The following is a 19426-nucleotide window of genomic DNA, read 5'->3' as shown; positions in this document are numbered from 1 at the left end:
CCACTAATTTCTTAGTTGGATCCATACGCCATGCTGACGAATTATCAACCACCGTAGTACCTGCTGCAGCAAATTTGGAGCCCACTCTATTGATGTATCACCACCTGCAGAAAATATAGCAATCTCTGGCTTTGCAGCAACAGCATCAGCTAAACCAATTACGGTATATTCTTATTTTTTAAAGGTTAATTTCTTACCTACAGAACGTTCTGAAGCTACCAATAATAGTTCGGTAACAGGAAAGTTACGTTCTTCTAACACTTTTAGCATCACTTCGCCTACCATTCCAGTGGCTCCTACAACTGCTACTTTCATAATTTTATATTTAATAAATTTCTAAGAACAAAACTAAGTATTAATTCCATTGTAAAATCTAAAAAAAGCCCTCATTTTCGAAAAACGAGGGCTTTTTAACAACAAATAACACGATGTTATATAATTAACAGTTTGTTATTTTTTAAGTAAATCTCTTATTTCAGAAAGTAAATCTTCTTGAGAAGGTCCTGCTGGAGCCGCTTCTGCAACTTCTTCTTTCTTCTTCATTTTATTAACACCTTTTACAACCATAAACATAACAAAAGCAACAATAATAAAATCGATAATGTTTGTTAAAAACGCTCCCCAAAGTACAGCTACTTGTCCTTCCATAACACCTTCTGCATTTACTATTCCCTTTAACAACGTATTTTAAATCTTTGAAATCTGCATTGAAAATTAATCCAATTAACGGCGATACAATACCTCCTGTAAATGATGTTACCACTTCTTTAAAAGCTGCACCCATCACGAAACCTACTGCAATATCAACAAGGTTGCCCTTCATTGCAATTCTTTAAATTCTTTTAACATAATTAATTCTTTATTAAATTGTTTTGTAGCACAAAAATATGCAAAAATTATTTGTTAACTTAAAATAATGCGTTTTACACGTTGTGAAATACTCGTAATCAGCTCATAAGAAATAGTATTTGCTGTCTGAGCCAAGGTTTCGGCCGTAGAGTTAGCATCGAAAACAATAACCTCATCACCTTCAAAACATTGAATATTGGTTACATCCACCATAATCATATCCATGCAAACATTGCCAATTATGGGTGCTTTTGATTATTGATGGTTACAAAACCTTTACCATTTCCGTAGATTCGACCAATACCATCGGCATGTCCAATAGGTAATGTGGCCGTTTTTAAAACCGATTCACTTTTAAAAGCCGATTATACCCACCGTTTCACCTTTATTTATTTTATGAATTTGAGAAATACAGGTTTTCAATGCCGCTATGGGTTTAAAATTTTGATTTTCTACTTCGGAATTACCAAATCCGTACAAACCGATACCACTTCTAACCATATCGAAATGCGCCTCAGGGTAATTTAAAATTCCGAGGTATTACACATGTGAAGTAAAGGTTTGTATTAAAAACCTTTTGAAAATTATCAGCGATAGTTTTAAAAGTTTCTATTTGTTTTTAGTGAATTCTTTTCATTTAAATCTTCGCTAGCTGCTAAATGCGAAAAATAGATTTTACATAAATACTTTTGGTTTCACCTATAGTATTATTAACCATTTCAACATCACCTTGCCAAAACCCTAATCTATTCAATCCTGTATTAAACTTAAGATGTACAGGATAATTTATTTTATTTTTTTTAGAAACAGCAAGAATAAATTCTTTTAATATTTTTAAATTATATAGACTCGGCTCTAAGTTATATTTAATCAATATATCAAAATTTACAGCCTGTGGATGCAGCACTAAAATAGGCTTTGTAACCCTGCATTTCGTAGCGCCACACCTTCGTTTATATAAGCTACAGAAAATAATCGACACCCAAACGCTCTAAATATAAAGCCATTTCATCGGCATCATTTCCATAAGCAAACGCCTTTACAACTGCTAAAAACATGGTGTTTTTATCCAATTTCGATTTTAAATGCTTATAATTTTGTTCAGCTTAGATAAATCGATTTCAAGAACAGTTTCCGCTGCCTTATGCATTAGATTCTTTTTTATTCAATGCCACTTCATCAGCAGTGTTCATTTTCATGCTTCTCAGTTTATCACTTGCCATCGCCTTATAATATGCTGCTCGGCTTAATGGTTCGTACTCGTCCACTTCACCTAAAAGCACCAAATTATCGCTTTTTGCTTTACGGTAACTGTACTGCGCCAAATTCCCTGTGCGGGTACAAACGGCGTGCACTTTGGTTACATATTCGGCAGTAGCCATTAAATTTGGCATGGGACCAAAGGGGTTCCTTTAAAATCCATATCCAACCCGGCCACAATAACACGAACACCTTTATTGGCTAAATCATTACATACTCGAACAATTTCATCATCGAAAAACTGGGCTTCATCTATACCAACAACCTCGCAACCATCGGCCAAAATAGGTATGTTTGCTGCAGCTGGCACCGGTGTAGACCGAATTTCATTAGCATCATGAGACACCACTAACTCTTCGTCGTAACGTGCTACTATAGAAGGTTTAAAAATCTCTACTTTTTGCTTAGCAAATTCACGTTTTAGCGCGTTTTAGTCGGCGTATCAATTCTTCGGTTTATGCTCATCAAACGTTTTCACGCTGCCATCAGGTAATGTAATATGTATCATAAAATAAATTAAAATCCGAATGCAAAGATAATAGTATAAAGCCCCACGTACAACATATATAGTCATATAATTGAATCAATATCCTTTCAACAATAAAATTTGGGGCGTTCCCCTTCGGGTCGGGCTTTCCGCTATATCTTTTTTTCGCTAAAAACTCAAAAAAGGATGCCGCCTCAATCCCTAACGCGGGCCAAGCTACCAAAGTTGGTGTTGTAGTTTAAGGTTAAAGTTTAGCAGCTATCATATTAGTGATTGTTATGTATTACTTGATTTTTATTACAATATTAAATTTAGATCTTTTAGAGATTCTAAGGTTGTAAGAAAAAAAAACAACAATATCCGTTATAATTAATGCTTTAGTGAATCAATTTTATATATTTGAAATTATAATTTGTTAGCTCTCTTAATTTTTTACTTTTTCCGTTTTCACATGGTTCTTATACTCTCAATTATCATGACTAAAATTATAAAAAAAACATTCGGTTTTATTCCCCTTTATACTCATGCAGTGAGTGTACAACGTGTGATGAATAAGAGAGATTAGGATAAGAAATAACGACATATAAATTTTGAAAAACAACGAATTAAGCGATAAATTATGGGAGGAATTTGTGTCGGGGAATGCAAATGCTTTTCAGCAATTTTATATCACTTATTTTGAAGAACTTTACAGCTATAGTTTTAAAATTTTTCCAAACCAAGATTTCGCTAAAGATTGTGTGCAAGATGTGTTTGTAAGCTTATACGAGCGTAGAGCATTTCTCTCCAAACCTCAGAATTTAAGAAACTATTTATATCAATCGGTTCGAAATGGTGCTTACAGAAAACTCGAACGCGAAAATAAATATAAAGATTTAAAAGTAGATAAATCCGAACATATTGTAGAAAACGAAACCTTTAACGAGGAAATTTACGACAGAAAAAAAGAAGTTTTATCTATTTTAATCCGTAATTTATCAAAGAAACAACAAGAAATTTTGTTTTTAAGATTTTCACGTGGTTTTGATTACGAAGAAATAGGAGACTTACTTGGCATAGATAAAAGTTCGGTTAGAAAACAAGTTTATAGAGCCATTAAAAAAATTCGAAACAGTCAGGACTTTTCAAAATCTATCGATGTTATTTTGATGTTAATTCCTTCTTTTTATTAAAAAATATAGTATTCTTTTTAAATTAAAATAACGTTGTTTTGATTACAACTTTATACACGGCTAAATCTCTAAAAATAGTCGATTCTTCCTTTTTTTTTAAACTATCTGTAATTAAATATGTGCGTTTTTTGTGAAAATTCAACATTATTGCTTATGTTGCTAAATGGTGCTTTTGTTATTAACTAGATAAAATATTTTGTCTTTTTTTATGGATTTCTTAAAAATAATCATAAAAAATGTCCACATAATTACTTCTCGTGTATCTATAGGTTAGTTAGCTCCATAAAAATGAAAAAATATTTAAACAATCCAGACTTTATTAATTGGGTATATAACCCGAACAATGAAAATTCCAAACGTATGGAAGATTTATTGTTGAAACATCCAAAGGACGAACAATTAATAAACGATCTGAAAACAATTTTGTTAGCTATAGCAGACGAAAACAAAATTTCTATTCCCGATTTTAAGGATGAAGTTTTCGAGGCTATAAAACTTAAAATTGAAGCGAATGCAAAACAACGAAATAAACCACATGGGTTTTCTCGAATTTATAAATACGCTGCTATTTTAGTTATAATTTTTGGAGTGGCTGGTTTTGGTTTTTTAGCACAAGAAATCAATTTTTAAGTTATGACGATATAAAAATGGAAATCTAGATTCCATTTCTAATACGCAACTTATTTTAGGAAATAAAGACGCCTTAGTTATTGATGAGCTTAGCGATTCAAAAGAATCTGAGGTAGAGTATAAAAATGATGGAAATATTGTTGTAAACAATAAAGAAGCCGCAAAATCAACTAAGCAAAAAGAGGAACTCAACCAATTATTAGTGCCCTACGGGAAAAGAAGTAAAATTGTTTTAGAAGATAATACAATTGTGCACCTAAATGCCGGAAGTAAATTTATTTTCCCCTCTAGTTTTGCTGGAAAAGATAGTAGAACCGTGTTTTTAGAAGGTGAAGCTTATTTTGAAGTTGCTACTAATAAAGAACAACCTTTTGTAGTAAAAACCTTAAATGATGATTATGAGATTAGTGTTTTAGGAACCAAATTTAATGTTACGGCCTATGCTTCGGAAAATACAATTCAAACCGTTTTAAAAGAAGGCTCGGTAAAAATACTAAAGAAAGAAATATATTTTCTACTTCGGAAACCTTGTTAAAACCTGGGCAATTAGCGCACTGGAATAAACGAAATAAAGCTATCCAGCTATACGAGGTAAATCCAGATGTTTATTTTACTTGGATAAATGGATATCTCTCGTTTAACAGAGACCGATTACAGAAAATTGTTAGAATATTAAATAGGTACTATAATGTTTCTATTAAAATTGAGAATGACGCATTTAAAGAAAATAAAGTAACCGGTAAATTAGATCTTAATGACGATATAGAAACTACACTAAAAAATCTAGGATTAGCTTCCAAATTAACAATTAATAAACTTAAGAAAAATGAATATATCATAGAGTAGCAACACTAAGCGTGGGAAATACTAAGCTCTCATGCTGTATCTGTTAACAGTTAGCGGATACAAAACAAACAACTATAACCAACTAAATAAAATAAGATTTTATGAAACAAAAATTATTCGATTTTAATTTTGAATACAAAATTAGGGATAGTATAAAAAAATCAGTGAAGTGTTTTGCTGTTTTTCTCTTAATTAATGTCTGTTACGCTTTTACAGACTCTTACTCGCAGACTAAAACATTTAATATTCAATTTAAAGATGTTTCCTTAAAAAAGGTGATTTCAGAAATTGAAAAACAAAGTGAATTCGTTATTATTTACGACGATGAAGTTTGGGGGCTTTTAAATAAAAGAGTCCGAAACTTTGAAGTAAAAAATAAGAACATTAGAGAGGTTCTTAATAAAATATTAAGTGTCGATGAGTTTGCTTACACTATAAATGATAGGCAAGTTGTAATTCATAAAAGGGAAGGGAAACCCCTTGAGGTTACCGAAGCTCCTGTTTTACAAACAAGAACAATAAGTGGAACTATATTAGACGAAGGAGGCATGCCAGTGCCAGGTGTTAATATCTTAGTCGTGGGTACAAAACGTGGTACACAAACAGATTTTGATGGTCTATATAACATTAAGGCAGATAAAGGAGAAGTTATCGAGTTTAGTTTTGTGGGTATGGAAACCCAACGAGTAACGGTTGTAGATAAAGATGTTATTAATTTAACCTTAAAAGAAGATGCTGCTGCTTTGGATGAAGTGGTTGTTGTGGCCTTCGGAGAACAAAAAAAGGAAAGTGTTGTTGCCTCAATTACAACAATTAAACCAAGTGAACTTAAAATACCTTCTAGTAATTTAACTACAGCTTTAGCAGGACGTGTTTCCGGATTAATATCTTATCAACGTAGTGGAGAACCTGGAGCCGATAATGCGGAGTTTTTTGTTCGTGGGATATCTACTTTTGGTCAAGGGGCTAGTCCTTTAATTCTTTTGGATGGGTTTGAAATTTCAGCGAATGAGCTTTCTAGAGTACAACCAGATGATATTGCTAGTTTTTCCGTAATGAAAGATGCTACAGCAACATCCCTATACGGAGCAAGGGGGGCAAATGGTGTTATTTTAATAACAACAAAAGAAGGTAAAGAGGGGAAAGCTCAAATTTCTTTCAGACATGAAACTTCTTTTTCTAGACCAACGCAAATACCTCAAGTGGTTGGCGGGGTAGAGTATATGGAACTTTATAATCAAGCGCAGTTTAATGATGATCCATTATTGCCTAAGTTTTATAATGTACAACGTATTGAAAATACAAAAAACGGACTTAATCCATACGCATTTCCAGATGTGAATTGGTATGATGAATTGTTTAAATCGCAAACAGTAAATTCAAGATATAATATAAATGTAACTGGTGGAGGTAAAGTGGCAACCTATTATTTAGCGGGTTCTATACTAGTGATAACGGGCTATTAAGAGTAGATAAAAAGAATAATTTCAATTCAAATATTCAAATTAACAATTATAACCTGCGTTCAAATTTAAATATTAAGCTAAGCCCTAAAACTACGGTAGGATTAAAAATTAGTTCAGATTTTAATAGATCTAATACACCTACTTCTAGTGGAACAGCTATTTATAATAGTGTCATGGCTATAAATCCAGTGGAGTTTCCTAAGTATTATGCGGCAGATCCAGCCAATGAGTTTACAACACATATTTTATTTGGTAATTCTTCAACGGCAACTTCAGAGAATCTTTTTACAAATCCATATGCAGAAAGTGTAAAAGGATTTAAAGATTATTTTTCTGCAACGGTATTGTCTCAATTATCAATAAAATCTGAAATAACGAAGAATTTAACGTTTAGCGGTAATTTCTCAATTCAATCGTTTGGTGAGTTTTCGTCTTCAAGATCTTATGATCCTTTTTATTATAGATATAAAGATTACGATCAAATCACAGATACGTATACGTTGGAGCAAATTAATGATGATGGATCTGCTGCTTTAAGTAACCCATCGGTAAGTCGTAATTCTAATTCACGTAATTATTTTGAAGCACGTTTGTTATACAATAAAACTTTTGACGAAAAACATGCTGTAAGCGGTTTGCTTGTAGGGCGTGCAGAAGAGAAAATGAATCAAAGTGCTGGCAGCGGTATCTATGCAACATTACCGTCTAGAAATAATGGTATTTCTGGAAGACTTACGTATGGTTATGATTCTAGATATTTAATTGAAGCGAACTTTGGCTATAATGGGTCTGAGAAATTTTCAGAAAAAGAACGCTACGGATTTTTTCCAGCAATTGGGTTTGGTTATTTAATGTCTAACGAGGAATATTGGAAAGGGCTAGAAGATGTTGTTAATACCATGAAACTAAAATTTACTTATGGTTTAGTAGGGAATGATGCTATTACTTCAGCAGGCAATCGTTTTTTCTTTCTTTCTCAAATTAGTAACTCAGGAAATGGGTATACGTGGGGAAGTAATTATCAAACCAGTTATAGTGGGTATACTGTAGAGCGCTATGCAAACAACCTAATTACTTGGGAGGTTGCAGAAAAATTTAATTTAGGAGTTGAGATGAAAATATTAAATGCTATTAATCTTAATGTAGATTTCTTTAAAGAAAACAGATCGGATGTTTATTTAACTCGTGATTTTATTCCAAATTCTGTTGGATTAAGTGCTGCTATTTATGGTAATGTAGGGGAAGCAACCTCTCAAGGGATTGATGGCTCTTTAGATTTTAATCACTCTTTTACTCCAGATTTATGGTTAAGCGGTCGTTCTACATTTACGTTTGCAAAAAGTAAAATAATTGAAGATGAAAAACAATATCTTTATGATTACCAAGATCGTAAAGGAGCTTCTATAAAACAAGCCTGGGGATTAGTTGCAGAACGTTTATTTGTAGATCAAGCAGAAATAGAGAACTCTCCAGTTCAAGAATTTGGTCCTTACCAAGCAGGAGATATTAAGTATAAAGATATTAATGGTGATGGCTTAATTAATAGTAATGATGCAGTGGCTATTGGAGATCCAACAAGTCCAGAAATTATTTATGGTTTTGGGTTATCGGGAGGATATAAGGCTTTCGATTTGTCTTTCTTTTTCCAAGGGTCGGCTAAATCTTCTTTCTTTATTGATTCGCAAAAAGTAGCTCCTTTTGTTGGTAGACGAAATGCTTTAGATATTGTAGCTGATGATTATTGGAATTTAAATAATCCAAATCCAGAAGCCTTTTGGCCAAGATTGTCTACAACTGTAGTCGATAATAATACGCAACAATCTACTTGGTGGTTAAGAGATGGTGATTTTTTAAGACTTAAAAGTTTAGAAGTTGGTTATACTATACCTGAAAAGATATTAACTAGATTTCACTTAGAAAAATTTAGAGTATATGCTAGTGCAACTAATTTATTAACTATAAGTAAGTTCGATTTATGGGATATAGAAATGGGAGGAAATGGCCTAGGTTACCCAGTGCAACGTGTCTTTAATGTAGGGTTACAACTTTCATTGTAATAGCAAGCTTTTTTAAATTAGAAAAAAATAAAAATATGACAAAATTTATAAATTATATAAAGGTTTTAGTAATGCTTTTATTATGTGGCTCTTGTTCAGATTACCTAGACGTAGTACCAGATAACACAGTAGAAGTAGAGAATTTATTTGAAACAGAAATAAAAGCCTATCAAGCTTTGGCGGCATGTTATTCTTTTATGCCTCATAATGATGACGTAAACAGTAGTATGTTAATGTCTGGTGATGAGTTTCTTGGTAGATTAGACATAGAATATGCCGGTGAATCAGGTCGATTGAGAGGTTCAAAAATAATGAGAGGCGGTTGGCAAACAGCTAATGATCCACTATTAAACTTTTGGACTGGTAGGAATGGAGCTACAGGTCTTTATGATGGAATAAGGGTATGTAATACTTTTTTAGAAAATATTAATGATGTGCCAGATATGACAGAGGCAGATAAAATAGATTGGACTGCCCAAGTAAAATTCCTTAAAGGCTATTATCATTTTTATTTATTAAATAAATATGGCCCAATTATACTTGCAGATGTGAATATTGAAGCTTCCGAAGGTATTGATAAGGTAAGACAAGAGCGTCAACCAGTTGATGTTTGTTTTGATTATATCATTAATTTGTTTGATGAGGCTATTGATAATCTTGAAGATACTAGGTCTTTATCTTTTCTTGGACAAATAGATAAAACAATTGCTATGAGTGTTAAAGCAAAAGTGCTTATGTATGCTGCTAGTCCGTTATATAATGGTAATACAGAATATTATGGTTCATTTGTAAATGCAGAGGGTGTGCCTTACTTTAATTTAACAGCAGATCCAGAAAAATGGAAATTAGCATTAGATGCAACTGAGGAAGCTATTGCTCAAGCATCATCAGTAGGATATAAACTATATACCTATGAGGGAGGAGCTGAACTTTATGATGAGGAAGATTGGGATGTTTCAGGAGTAATGAAATATGCATATAATAATAGATTTTCAATTGTAGAAGAATGGAATAGCGAACTTATTTGGGGGCTTTCTAATATCAATGATAGATCTACTTCCGGATTTCAAGTAGCAACTAATATGCGTAGTGCTGTTAATACTACAAATAATAGAAGTGCTTGGCAATGGTTAGGAGCTAGTTACCGTATGGCCGAAATGTTTTATACCAAAAACGGTGTGCCAATAACAGAAGATATAACCTTTGATTACGATAATAGATTAGCAATTACGGTAGTTCCAGAAGAGGAAGATTATTATAGAGGGTATTTACAACCTTTAGAACGAACCATTAATTTACATTTAGATAGAGAGCCTCGCTTTTATGCATGGTTAGCTACAGATAGAGGAGTTTGGAGAGCGCAAGGTGCTCGTAATAATTTAAAAATGAGAAATGCCGAATTCCCAGGAGGAAGAGCGCATGCAACAGATTTTTATGCTTCAGGTATTGGAGTTAAAAAGTTTGTTCATCCAGAAACAACATCCGATCATTGGACTACAGTGGTGCATTATGCAAAACCACTTATGAGATTGCCAGAACTTTATTTAATGCGTGCCGAAGCTCGTAATGAATATAGTGGGCCTTCTCAGCAAGTGTACAGTGATTTGAACGTTATTAGAAGACGTGCGGGACTGCAGGATATTGAGATTGTTTATAATAATCCAACAATAGTTAAAACGGTTGGTAAGCATTTAGATAAATCAGGATTAAGAGATATTATTCATCAAGAAAGACTTATTGAGCTTAGTTTTGAAGGGCATCGATATGATGATATTAGACGATGGAAACGTGGTTCTGAATTTTTTACATTACCAATTCTTGGTTGGGATGTCGAGAAAAACTTAAGTACAGAGTTTTATACGTTACAAACTAAGCAAACCCGTCAATGGATTACCCCTCGTGATTATTTCTTCCCCCTAGAGTTAAACGAGTTAAGGTTAAATCCAAAGTTAATTCAAAACCCAGGTTGGGATAGATAATTTTTTAATTAACAAAATAATAATTATGAAAAAAAACATATTAAATTATAAAATAGGTGCTATTCGTTTTTTGGCATTGGTTTGTATAAGTATAGTATTCATGTTTAGTTCATGTAATAGTGATGATGACGGCAGTACGGATACAACAGCGCCTACACAGGTAGCTAATGTAACATTTAAACCTAATAATGGAGGAGGGACGTTTTTTTACGACGTACCTGTAGATGAGGATATTTTATTTGTAAAAGCAGTTTATACCTTAGATAATAATGAAACCATATATAGAGCATCGAGTTTTTACGCAGATTCATTGGGTATAGAAGGCTTAGGCTCGGTTAAACCTTATAATGTAAAGTTGGTTTCTGTAGACAGAACAGGTAACGAATCGGCACCAGTAACTCAAGAAATCACACCTTTAACACCATCTACAGATGTTGTTTTAGATGGATTGATAGTAATTCCTTCCTTTTCAAGTGTTTATGTTTCTTGGGAGAATCCACAAAGAAAAAACATGGTTATAGGGGTGACTTATGAGGTAGACGGACACTCTATTGTTGCTAAGTATGCAACTAATGATTTGAAAGATAATTTCTTAATTGATAATTTAGATATTAAAGCATACAATTTTACTGTAGATATAGCTGACGATTTTGGTAATGTAACAGGCTTAAAGGAGTATAATGACATTACACCCTTTAGTGATCAATTACTTGATAAAACAAAGTTTACTTTTCTAAGGGATGAATTATTACCGGACTCCATGAACGAAACCTGGGTTGATCTTGATGAATCTGGGCAAGAAGTTACAATGACTCGAACTTTGCTTCGTGCAGAAAAAGAAGGCGGATATAAAGGCGAATTGGGAGATGAGATTAATTGGAATGCAAGAGAACGTAGTTTAGATGGAGAAATTCAACTTTTTTGGGATGGTATTATAGATGATGGTATTTTAAGAAATAAGAACTTTTTTAGTACGGGTATTACAGGAACTATACCGTTTTCATATTATATTGATTTAGGTGAAGAAGTGCAAATGAGCAGATTTAAAGTATGGCAACGCGATTGGGATTATCGAAAATCAGGCGCAGACCAATCAGGATATGCCTATGATGGTGAAAATGTTGAAATATTCGAATTATGGATAAGTAATGACAAAGTGAATTGGGAACGCGTACGTAGAGCCAACATTGTCAAACCTTTTGATGAAGTTGAAGCTAGAGAAGAAGTACTTGCAGGACATCACTTTATTGCGTATCCAGAGAATCCTCAGTTTACAAAAACATTTAGATACCTTGAGTACAGAGGACTTAAACGTTTTGATGGCGGAACTAGTGTATGTGTAGGATCTGAGATTTCTATTTTTGGGAATTCTGTGAACTAAACTTTTGTTCAAAAAATACAATGTTATATTTAACAATATAAAAACAAAATATTATGAAAATTAATAACTTAATAATAATAGGACTCCTCTTGATCTTCTGTTTTTCTTGCGAAGAACAAGACGAGATTTATAAGCAATACCTAACGGAAACTGTATACCCAGGAAAAGCAGATAGTTTAAGGTCATACATCGGTATAGAAAAAGTCTATTTAGCTTGGGATGCACCTACAGATGCTAAGGCCGAAAGAATGGTAATAAAGTATAGTGCTACAGATAGTATTATTTCCGAAACAGTTATAGATACTATAGTGGTCACAGGACTTAATTCTGGTGAAACCTACAACTTTGAAGTTTTTAGTGTAGACGCAAAGGATAACCAGTCTATAAAGCAGTATGCCGATTTGTTCCCTGTATCTGAAGATTGGGTAAGTAAAAACATGTTTATTGCTAAACCCCAAATATTACCTACAGACGGGGTGAATGTTAATAGTCTTACTTTTAGTTGGGCGGCGTTAGATAATGATGTTATGAAATACAAGGATGGACTTGAATTTACAATGACGGATAATCAGGGTAACGCGCTAGTAATTGATCCTGCAAACATTAGTAATAATGTTGAAAATGGAAAACTATCCATTATAGTGCCTAACTTAGAAGAGGAAAGAGCTTATACAATTACGTATAAAATGCTTTTTAGTCCTCAAATAGATAATAAAGTTATTTTAGATACAACCCCGTTGTCTGGTGAAATAACGTTTGTGCCAGCTGATTATTCTTTAGATCCTATTTTTATGTTAGTAGAGTCTATTGGATGGGATGCAGCGTCATTTGTAACACTTTCAGCTCTTGAACCAGGAAGATACTTTGGTGAAAATATTTATTTAAAAGCTAATGATGTTATTAGAGCTTTTCATGATAAAGAATTAACGTCAGAAAAACAATACGGTTTTTCTTTCTTTAATACAATTGCCGATTTTATGAGAACCAGTGATGATGGAAATGATAATATACAATTGGATATTAATGACGGACCCTATGATATCATAGTAGAAACAACTAGCAAGGTTGTAAATATTACCGGTCCTTATAATGGGCCAATTGAAGTTCCAGGTATCGTTGAAGCGGAATTTTTTAATATTGGTGGTCAGGGCATAGCTTATAATGATGCAGATACAGCCAACCGTGGTAAAGGATGGAGGTCTGAAGGTGTAGATGTAGAGGGGAGTTTAACAGGTAGAAGTAACTTAGGATACACATCAGATGGAGAATGGATGATCTACACAATAAATGTTCTAGAAACAGGAACCTATCAGGTAGACGGTATGTTGAGTTCTAGTACAGGGTCTGGTAATTCGGTTGGGCAATTAGCTGTGTTTATCGATGATATTGAAGTAACACTTATTGAGGTGGAAGGTACAGGTAACTGGGGAACTTATAAACTTCAACCTGCTAATAATAATATTCAATTAGAAGCTGGTATTCATAAATTAAAGTTATTTATGAGAAGTCCTAAATATAATTTTGACTATACAGTTTTTACTAAAATAAATTAAGTAGTTTATATAGTGAGTTTGTGTAAAGGCCTGATAAGTTTACTTATCAGGCCTTTAGTATTAAAATAAAACCATAGTAAAATAAACATCGTTGAAAATCAAAATTTGGGCGTTCCCCTTCGGGTCGGGCTTTCCGCTATATCTTTTTTTCGCTAAAAAACTCAAAAAAGGATGCCGCCTCAATCCCTAACGCGGGCCAGTCCGCCGGGTTTGTTTTTTTTAAGTTAATACAAGTCCTATATATAGGAGGAGGTTTTTTGAAATCCAGGTCAGCAATTATAAGCATTATCAAATATTAGTCAACCCTCATCCCATTAACCCTTAGTCTATTAAAAACTAAATGATCTTAATCTAAAAAAAACACGAATAAAAAGGTTGTCAGAACCAAAAAGGTATCTATATTTGCACCCCGCTAAAAAAGGTAACACTTCAAAGCGTAACGTTCATATCAAGGTTAAATAATTCAGAAATTAAAAGGGAATAAATTTCTTTTAAAAAAAGGATTAAAAAGCATGGTGAGTTTCAGAAAAGGTTGTAAGTTTGCAGCCGCTAAAAACGGCAACGAATTTAGTGAGAAGTTCATAAAAAGATTATTGAATTGTTATAAAAAAGGGGTTTAAATCTTTTTTAAATAAAAGTTAAATAATTATTGTGGAAGTTAAAAAAGGGTTTTATATTTGCACCCGCTTAGCGAATTAGTTTGCTAGTAAAGATAGAGAAAAAAGTTCATAAACATATTGAATTGACAGCGTAAGATTAATTTGGAAACGAATTAATTTAACAAAGAGAATAGACCATTTTGAGTATTAGAGATTCTAATTAGTTGTTAAAAGTAATAGTGGAAACACTTAAAAATTTAACGATGAAGAGTTTGATCCTGGCTCAGGATGAACGCTAGCGGCAGGCCTAACACATGCAAGTCGAGGGGTAACATTGTGCTTGCACAGATGACGACCGGCGCACGGGTGCGTAACGCGTATACAATCTACCTTTTGCTGCAGGATAGCCCAGAGAAATTTGGATTAATACTGCATAGTATGCATTAGCTTCATGGCTTTTGTATTAAAGGTTACGGCAAAAGATGAGTATGCGTCCTATTAGCTAGATGGTAAGGTAACGGCTTACCATGGCAACGATAGGTAGGGGCCCTGAGAGGGGGATCCCCCACACTGGTACTGAGACACGGACCAGACTCCTACGGGAGGCAGCAGTGAGGAATATTGGACAATGGAGGCAACTCTGATCCAGCCATGCCGCGTGCAGGATGACTGCCCTATGGGTTGTAAACTGCTTTTATACAGGAAGAAACATCTCTACGAGTAGAGACTTGACGGTACTGTAAGAATAAGGATCGGCTAACTCCGTGCCAGCAGCCGCGGTAATACGGAGGATCCAAGCGTTATCCGGAATCATTGGGTTTAAAGGGTCCGTAGGTGGATAATTAAGTCAGAGGTGAAAGTTTGCAGCTCAACTGTAAAATTGCCTTTGATACTGGTTATCTTGAATCATTATGAAGTAGTTAGAATATGTAGTGTAGCGGTGAAATGCATAGATATTACATAGAATACCAATTGCGAAGGCAGATTACTAATAATGTATTGACACTGATGGACGAAAGCGTGGGGAGCGAACAGGATTAGATACCCTGGTAGTCCACGCCGTAAACGATGGATACTAGCTGTTCGGAACTTGTTTCTGAGTGGCTAAGCGAAAGTGATAAGTATCCCACCTGGGGAGTACGTTCGCAAGAATGAAACTCAAAGGAATTGACGGGGGCCCGCACAAGCGGTGGAGCATGTGGTTTAATTCGATGATACGCGAGGAACCTTACCAGGGCTTAAATGTAGATTGACAGGTTTAGAGATAGACTTTTCTTCGGACAATTTACAAGGTGCTGCATGGTTGTCGTCAGCTCGTGCCGTGAGGTGTCAGGTTAAGTCCTATAACGAGCGCAACCCCTGTTGTTAGTTGCCAGCGAGTCAAGTCGGGAACTCTAACAAGACTGCCAGTGCAAACTGTGAGGAAGGTGGGGATGACGTCAAATCATCACGGCCCTTACGTCCTGGGCTACACACGTGCTACAATGGTAGGGACAGAGAGCAGCCACTGGGCGACCAGGAGCGAATCTATAAACCCTATCACAGTTCGGATCGGAGTCTGCAACTCGACTCCGTGAAGCTGGAATCGCTAGTAATCGCATATCAGCCATGATGCGGTGAATACGTTCCCGGGCCTTGTACACACCGCCCGTCAAGCCATGGAAGCTGGGAGTGCCTGAAGTCCGTCACCGTAAGGAGCGGCCTAGGGTAAAATCGGTAACTAGGGCTAAGTCGTAACAAGGTAGCCGTACCGGAAGGTGCGGCTGGAACACCTCCTTTCTAGAGAAAGACGACTAATTAAGTATCAAAAACTATTATGAGAGATAGTTTATTCTCAAAGCTGTTAATTTAAACAAACAATTTAGTAGAGTCTCATAGCTCAGCTGGTTAGAGCGCTACACTGATAATGTAGAGGTCGGCAGTTCGAGTCTGCCTGAGACTACTAAGTACTAAATAAAGGAAATTCTAGAACTGAGAATTCTAAATTCACATTAAGATTCTACAAGTTAGGATTTATTAATGGGGGATTAGCTCAGCTGGCTAGAGCGCCTGCCTTGCACGCAGGAGGTCATCGGTTCGACTCCGATATTCTCCACAACGTTATCGCAAGATAACAGAAAGTTCATTGACATATTGAAACAAGATACATGAAATTAAATTAGATAATAATCTAAATTAAATATAATAATTGTATGATTAGAGTTGTGCACCACGAGCGCACAATATCTAATTAAGTTATTATTTGTTATATCGTAACAAATAGTAACGAAACTCATTAAAAAAGCAAAAAGTACAATAAGCTAAATAAGGGCGTATGGGGAATGCCTAGGCTCTCAGAGGCGATGAAGGACGTGATAAGCTGCGAAAAGCTACGGGGATCGGCACACACGATTTGATCCGTAGATATCCGAATGGGGCAACCCACTATATTGAAGATATAGTATGCAGTAATGCAAGCAAACCCGGAGAACTGAAACATCTAAGTACCCGGAGGAGAAGAAAACAAAAGTGATTCCGTTAGTAGTGGCGAGCGAACGCGGATTAGCCCAAACCAGTATTGTTACGGCAATGCTGGGGTTGTAGGACCACGATATTAGAAGCATGATGAATTAGAATTGTTTGGAAAGACAAGCCAAAGACGGTGATAGCCCGGTATAAGTAAAGAATGTGGATATAGTGGTATCCTGAGTAGTGCGGGACACGAGTAATCCTGTATGAAACAGTCGGGACCATCCGATAAGGCTAAATACTCCTGAGAGACCGATAGTGAACTAGTACCGTGAGGGAAAGGTGAAAAGAACCCTGAATAAGGGAGTGAAATAGAACCTGAAACCATACGCTTACAAGCGGTCGGAGCGGAATTTATTCTGTGACGGCGTGCCTTTTGCATAATGAGCCTACGAGTTACCGTTGCTAGCAAGGTTAAGGACTTCAGGTCCGGATCCGTAGCGAAAGCGAGTCTGAATAGGGCGCTTAGTTAGTAGTGGTAGACGCGAAACCGTGTGATCTACCCATGGGCAGGTTGAAGCTGTAGTAACATACAGTGGAGGACCGAACCGGTTGACGTTGAAAAGTCTTCGGATGACCTGTGGGTAGGGGTGAAAGGCCAATCAAACTCGGAAATAGCTCGTACTCCCCGAAATGCATTTAGGTGCAGCGTTGATTTATAGTTTTATAGAGGTAGAGCTACTGATTGGATGCGGGGGCTTCACCGCCTACCAATTCCTGACAAACTCCGAATGCTATAAAATGTTAATCAGCAGTGAGGGCATGGGTGCTAAGGTCCATGTCCGAGAGGGAAAGAACCCAGACCATCAGCTAAGGTCCCAAAATATATGTTAAGTTGAAAAAACGAGGTTGAACTGCTTTGACAGCTAGGATGTTGGCTTGGAAGCAGCCATTCATTTAAAGAGTGCGTAACAGCTCACTAGTCGAGCGGTTCGGCATGGATAATAATCGGGCATAAACATATTACCGAAGCTATGGGATAGAAATATCGGTAGGGGAGCATTGTAGTGTCGTCGAAGGTGTGATGTGAGTCATGCTGGAGAAGCTACAAAAGAAAATGTAGGCATAAGTAACGATAATGCGGGCGAGAAACCCGCACACCGAAAGACTAAGGTTTCCTCAGCTATGCTAATCAGCTGAGGGTTAGTCGGGACCTAACGCGAACCCGAAAGGGGTAGTGGATGGACAACAGGTTAATATTCCTGTACCTGCTCTCATTAAAAGTGACGGAGGCGAAAAGTTAGTGCGCACAGACGGAATTGTGCGTTGAAGCGAGTGGTAACACCGCGATAGTACACTGAGACTTCGGTCAAGGTGATAATCTAGCAAATCGACTTCCAAGAAAAGCAAGAGAAGCAGCCCGTACCCTAAACCGACACAGGTAGTTGGGATGAGAATTCTAAGGTGCTCGAGAGATTCATGGCTAAGGAACTAGGCAAAATAGACTCGTAACTTCGGGAGAAGAGTCGCCACCCTTCGGGGTGGCCGCAGTGAAAAGGTCCAGGCGACTGTTTATCAAAAACACAGGGCTATGCTAAATTGAAAGATGATGTATATGGCCTGACACCTGCCCGGTGCTGGAAGGTTAAGTGGAGATGTTAGCTTCGGCGACGCATTCAAATGAAGCCCCAGTAAACGGCGGCCGTAACTATAACGGTCCTAAGGTAGCGAAATTCCTTGTCGGGTAAGTTCCGACCTGCACGAATGGTGCAACGATCTGGACACTGTCTCAGCCATGAGCTCGGTGAAATTGTAGTATCGGTGAAGATGCCGATTACCCGCTGTGGGACGAAAAGACCCCGTGCACCTTTACTATAGCTTAGTATTGGTTTTGGATAAGTAATGTGTAGGATAGGTGGGAGACTTTGAAGCGGCGTCGCTAGGCGTTGTGGAGTCATTGTTGAAATACCACCCTTTGCTTATCTAGAGTCTAACCTTCTTTTGAAGGGACAGTGCTTGGTGGGTAGTTTGACTGGGGTGGTCGCCTCCAAAAGAGTAACGGAGGCTTCTAAAGGTTCCCTCAATACGGTTGGTAATCGTGTGTAGAGTGCAATGGCATAAGGGAGCTTGACTGAGAGACCTACAAGTCGATCAGGTACGAAAGTAGAGCATAGTGATCCGGTGGTTCCGTATGGAAGGGCCATCGCTCAAAGGATAAAAGGTACGCCGGGGATAACAGGCTGATCTCCCCCAAGAGCTCATATCGACGGGGGGGTTTGGCACCTCGATGTCGGCTCGTCACATCCTGGGGCTGGAGAAGGTCCCAAGGGTTGGGCTGTTCGCCCATTAAAGTGGCACGCGAGCTGGGTTCAGAACGTCGTGAGACAGTTCGGTCTCTATCTACAGTGGGCGTTAGAAATTTGAGTGGATCTGACTCTAGTACGAGAGGACCGAGTTGGACTAACCTCTGGTGTATCAGTTGTTCCGCCAGGAGCATTGCTGAGTAGCTACGTTGGGAAGGGATAAGCGCTGAAAGCATATAAGCGCGAAACCCACCACAAGATGAGATTTCTTTAAAGGGTCGTGGAAGATTACCACGTTGATAGGCTATAGGTGTAAAGGCAGTAATGTCATAGCCAAGTAGTACTAATAACCCATAGGCTTATTGTACGCCTGTTTTTTTAAAAGTTATACAATGC

General features: G+C 36.5%; 7 protein-coding genes, 2 tRNA genes, 2 rRNA genes and 5 pseudogenes. 12 read left to right on the top strand and 4 right to left on the bottom strand.

Annotation, left to right across the window (positions count from 1 at the left end):
* From QWY92_RS19820 to QWY92_RS19805, 4 pseudogenes are all read right to left on the bottom strand, one after another.
* Positions 1-315 (bottom strand): annotated as a pseudogene (locus QWY92_RS19820) (aspartate-semialdehyde dehydrogenase); the annotation flags it as partial.
* A gap of 135 nt (positions 316-450) precedes the next feature.
* A pseudogene (gene mscL / locus QWY92_RS20685) lies at positions 451-849 on the bottom strand (large conductance mechanosensitive channel protein MscL).
* Positions 850-903: 54 nt separating this feature from the next.
* Positions 904-1999, bottom strand: a pseudogene (gene alr / locus QWY92_RS19810) (alanine racemase).
* Positions 1992-2564 (bottom strand): annotated as a pseudogene (locus QWY92_RS19805) (thymidine kinase); the annotation flags it as partial. The pseudogenes alr and QWY92_RS19805, both read right to left, overlap by 8 nt.
* A 622-nt stretch (positions 2565-3186) precedes the next feature.
* Here QWY92_RS19805 and QWY92_RS19800 point away from each other — a divergent pair.
* The 12 genes and pseudogenes from QWY92_RS19800 (at position 3187) to QWY92_RS19740 (ending at position 19397) form a co-directional block, all read left to right on the top strand.
* Positions 3187-3768: an RNA polymerase sigma factor gene (locus QWY92_RS19800; RefSeq protein WP_290270111.1), complete on the top strand. Its 582-nt coding sequence runs from the start codon at positions 3187-3189 to the stop codon at positions 3766-3768.
* Between the two features lie 288 nt (positions 3769-4056).
* Complete coding sequence (locus tag QWY92_RS19795) at positions 4057-4398, top strand: hypothetical protein (protein WP_290274925.1); 342 nt, start codon at positions 4057-4059, stop codon at positions 4396-4398.
* Positions 4399-4600: 202 nt separating this feature from the next.
* Positions 4601-4933 (top strand): FecR family protein, encoded by a 333-nt coding sequence (locus QWY92_RS19790; RefSeq protein WP_290274923.1) that lies wholly within the window; start codon positions 4601-4603, stop codon positions 4931-4933.
* Entirely contained in the window at positions 4927-5244 is a 318-nt protein-coding gene (locus QWY92_RS19785; protein WP_290274922.1) for a FecR domain-containing protein, read from the top strand. Before QWY92_RS19790 ends, QWY92_RS19785 begins: the two co-directional genes overlap by 7 nt.
* Positions 5245-5345: 101 nt before the next feature.
* Positions 5346-8767 (top strand): annotated as a pseudogene (locus QWY92_RS20680) (SusC/RagA family TonB-linked outer membrane protein).
* Positions 8768-8802: 35 nt separating this feature from the next.
* The gene (locus tag QWY92_RS19770) at positions 8803-10746 is read left to right on the top strand and encodes a RagB/SusD family nutrient uptake outer membrane protein (RefSeq protein WP_290270104.1); all 1944 of its coding nucleotides are present in this window, start codon (positions 8803-8805) and stop codon (positions 10744-10746) included.
* A gap of 25 nt (positions 10747-10771) precedes the next feature.
* The gene (locus QWY92_RS19765; RefSeq protein ID WP_290270103.1) at positions 10772-12127 is read left to right on the top strand and encodes a DUF4959 domain-containing protein; all 1356 of its coding nucleotides are present in this window, start codon (positions 10772-10774) and stop codon (positions 12125-12127) included.
* A gap of 53 nt (positions 12128-12180) precedes the next feature.
* Positions 12181-13680: a carbohydrate-binding protein gene (locus QWY92_RS19760; RefSeq protein ID WP_290270101.1), complete on the top strand. Its 1500-nt coding sequence runs from the start codon at positions 12181-12183 to the stop codon at positions 13678-13680.
* Positions 13681-14539: 859 nt separating this feature from the next.
* Positions 14540-16058 (top strand): 16S ribosomal RNA (locus tag QWY92_RS19755).
* 89 nt (positions 16059-16147) lie between these two features.
* Positions 16148-16221: transfer RNA gene (locus QWY92_RS19750), tRNA-Ile, on the top strand.
* 79 nt (positions 16222-16300) lie between these two features.
* Positions 16301-16374, top strand: a tRNA-Ala gene (locus tag QWY92_RS19745).
* Positions 16375-16572: 198 nt separating this feature from the next.
* A 23S ribosomal RNA gene (locus QWY92_RS19740) occupies positions 16573-19397 on the top strand.
* The 16S and 23S rRNA genes sit together here with 2 tRNA genes alongside, the layout of an rRNA operon.
* Positions 19398-19426: the final 29 nt, after the last annotated feature.

This window comes from Algibacter miyuki (assembly GCF_030409805.1).
In the GTDB taxonomy this organism is placed as follows: Bacteria; Bacteroidota; Bacteroidia; order Flavobacteriales; family Flavobacteriaceae; genus Algibacter; species Algibacter miyuki.
The sequence above is the reverse complement of the archived record's forward strand: the minus strand, read 5'-3'. Positions and strand labels throughout refer to the sequence as shown.

Excerpts from the sequence above, each read along its gene's own strand:
- QWY92_RS19770 (WP_290270104.1), top strand. The coding sequence starts at position 8,803 with ATGACAAAATTTATAAATTATATAAAGGTTTTAGTAATGCTTTTATTA.
- QWY92_RS19795 (WP_290274925.1), top strand. The coding sequence starts at position 4,057 with ATGAAAAAATATTTAAACAATCCAGACTTTATTAATTGGGTATATAAC.
- QWY92_RS19765 (WP_290270103.1), top strand. The coding sequence starts at position 10,772 with ATGAAAAAAAACATATTAAATTATAAAATAGGTGCTATTCGTTTTTTG.
- QWY92_RS19760 (WP_290270101.1), top strand. The coding sequence starts at position 12,181 with ATGAAAATTAATAACTTAATAATAATAGGACTCCTCTTGATCTTCTGT.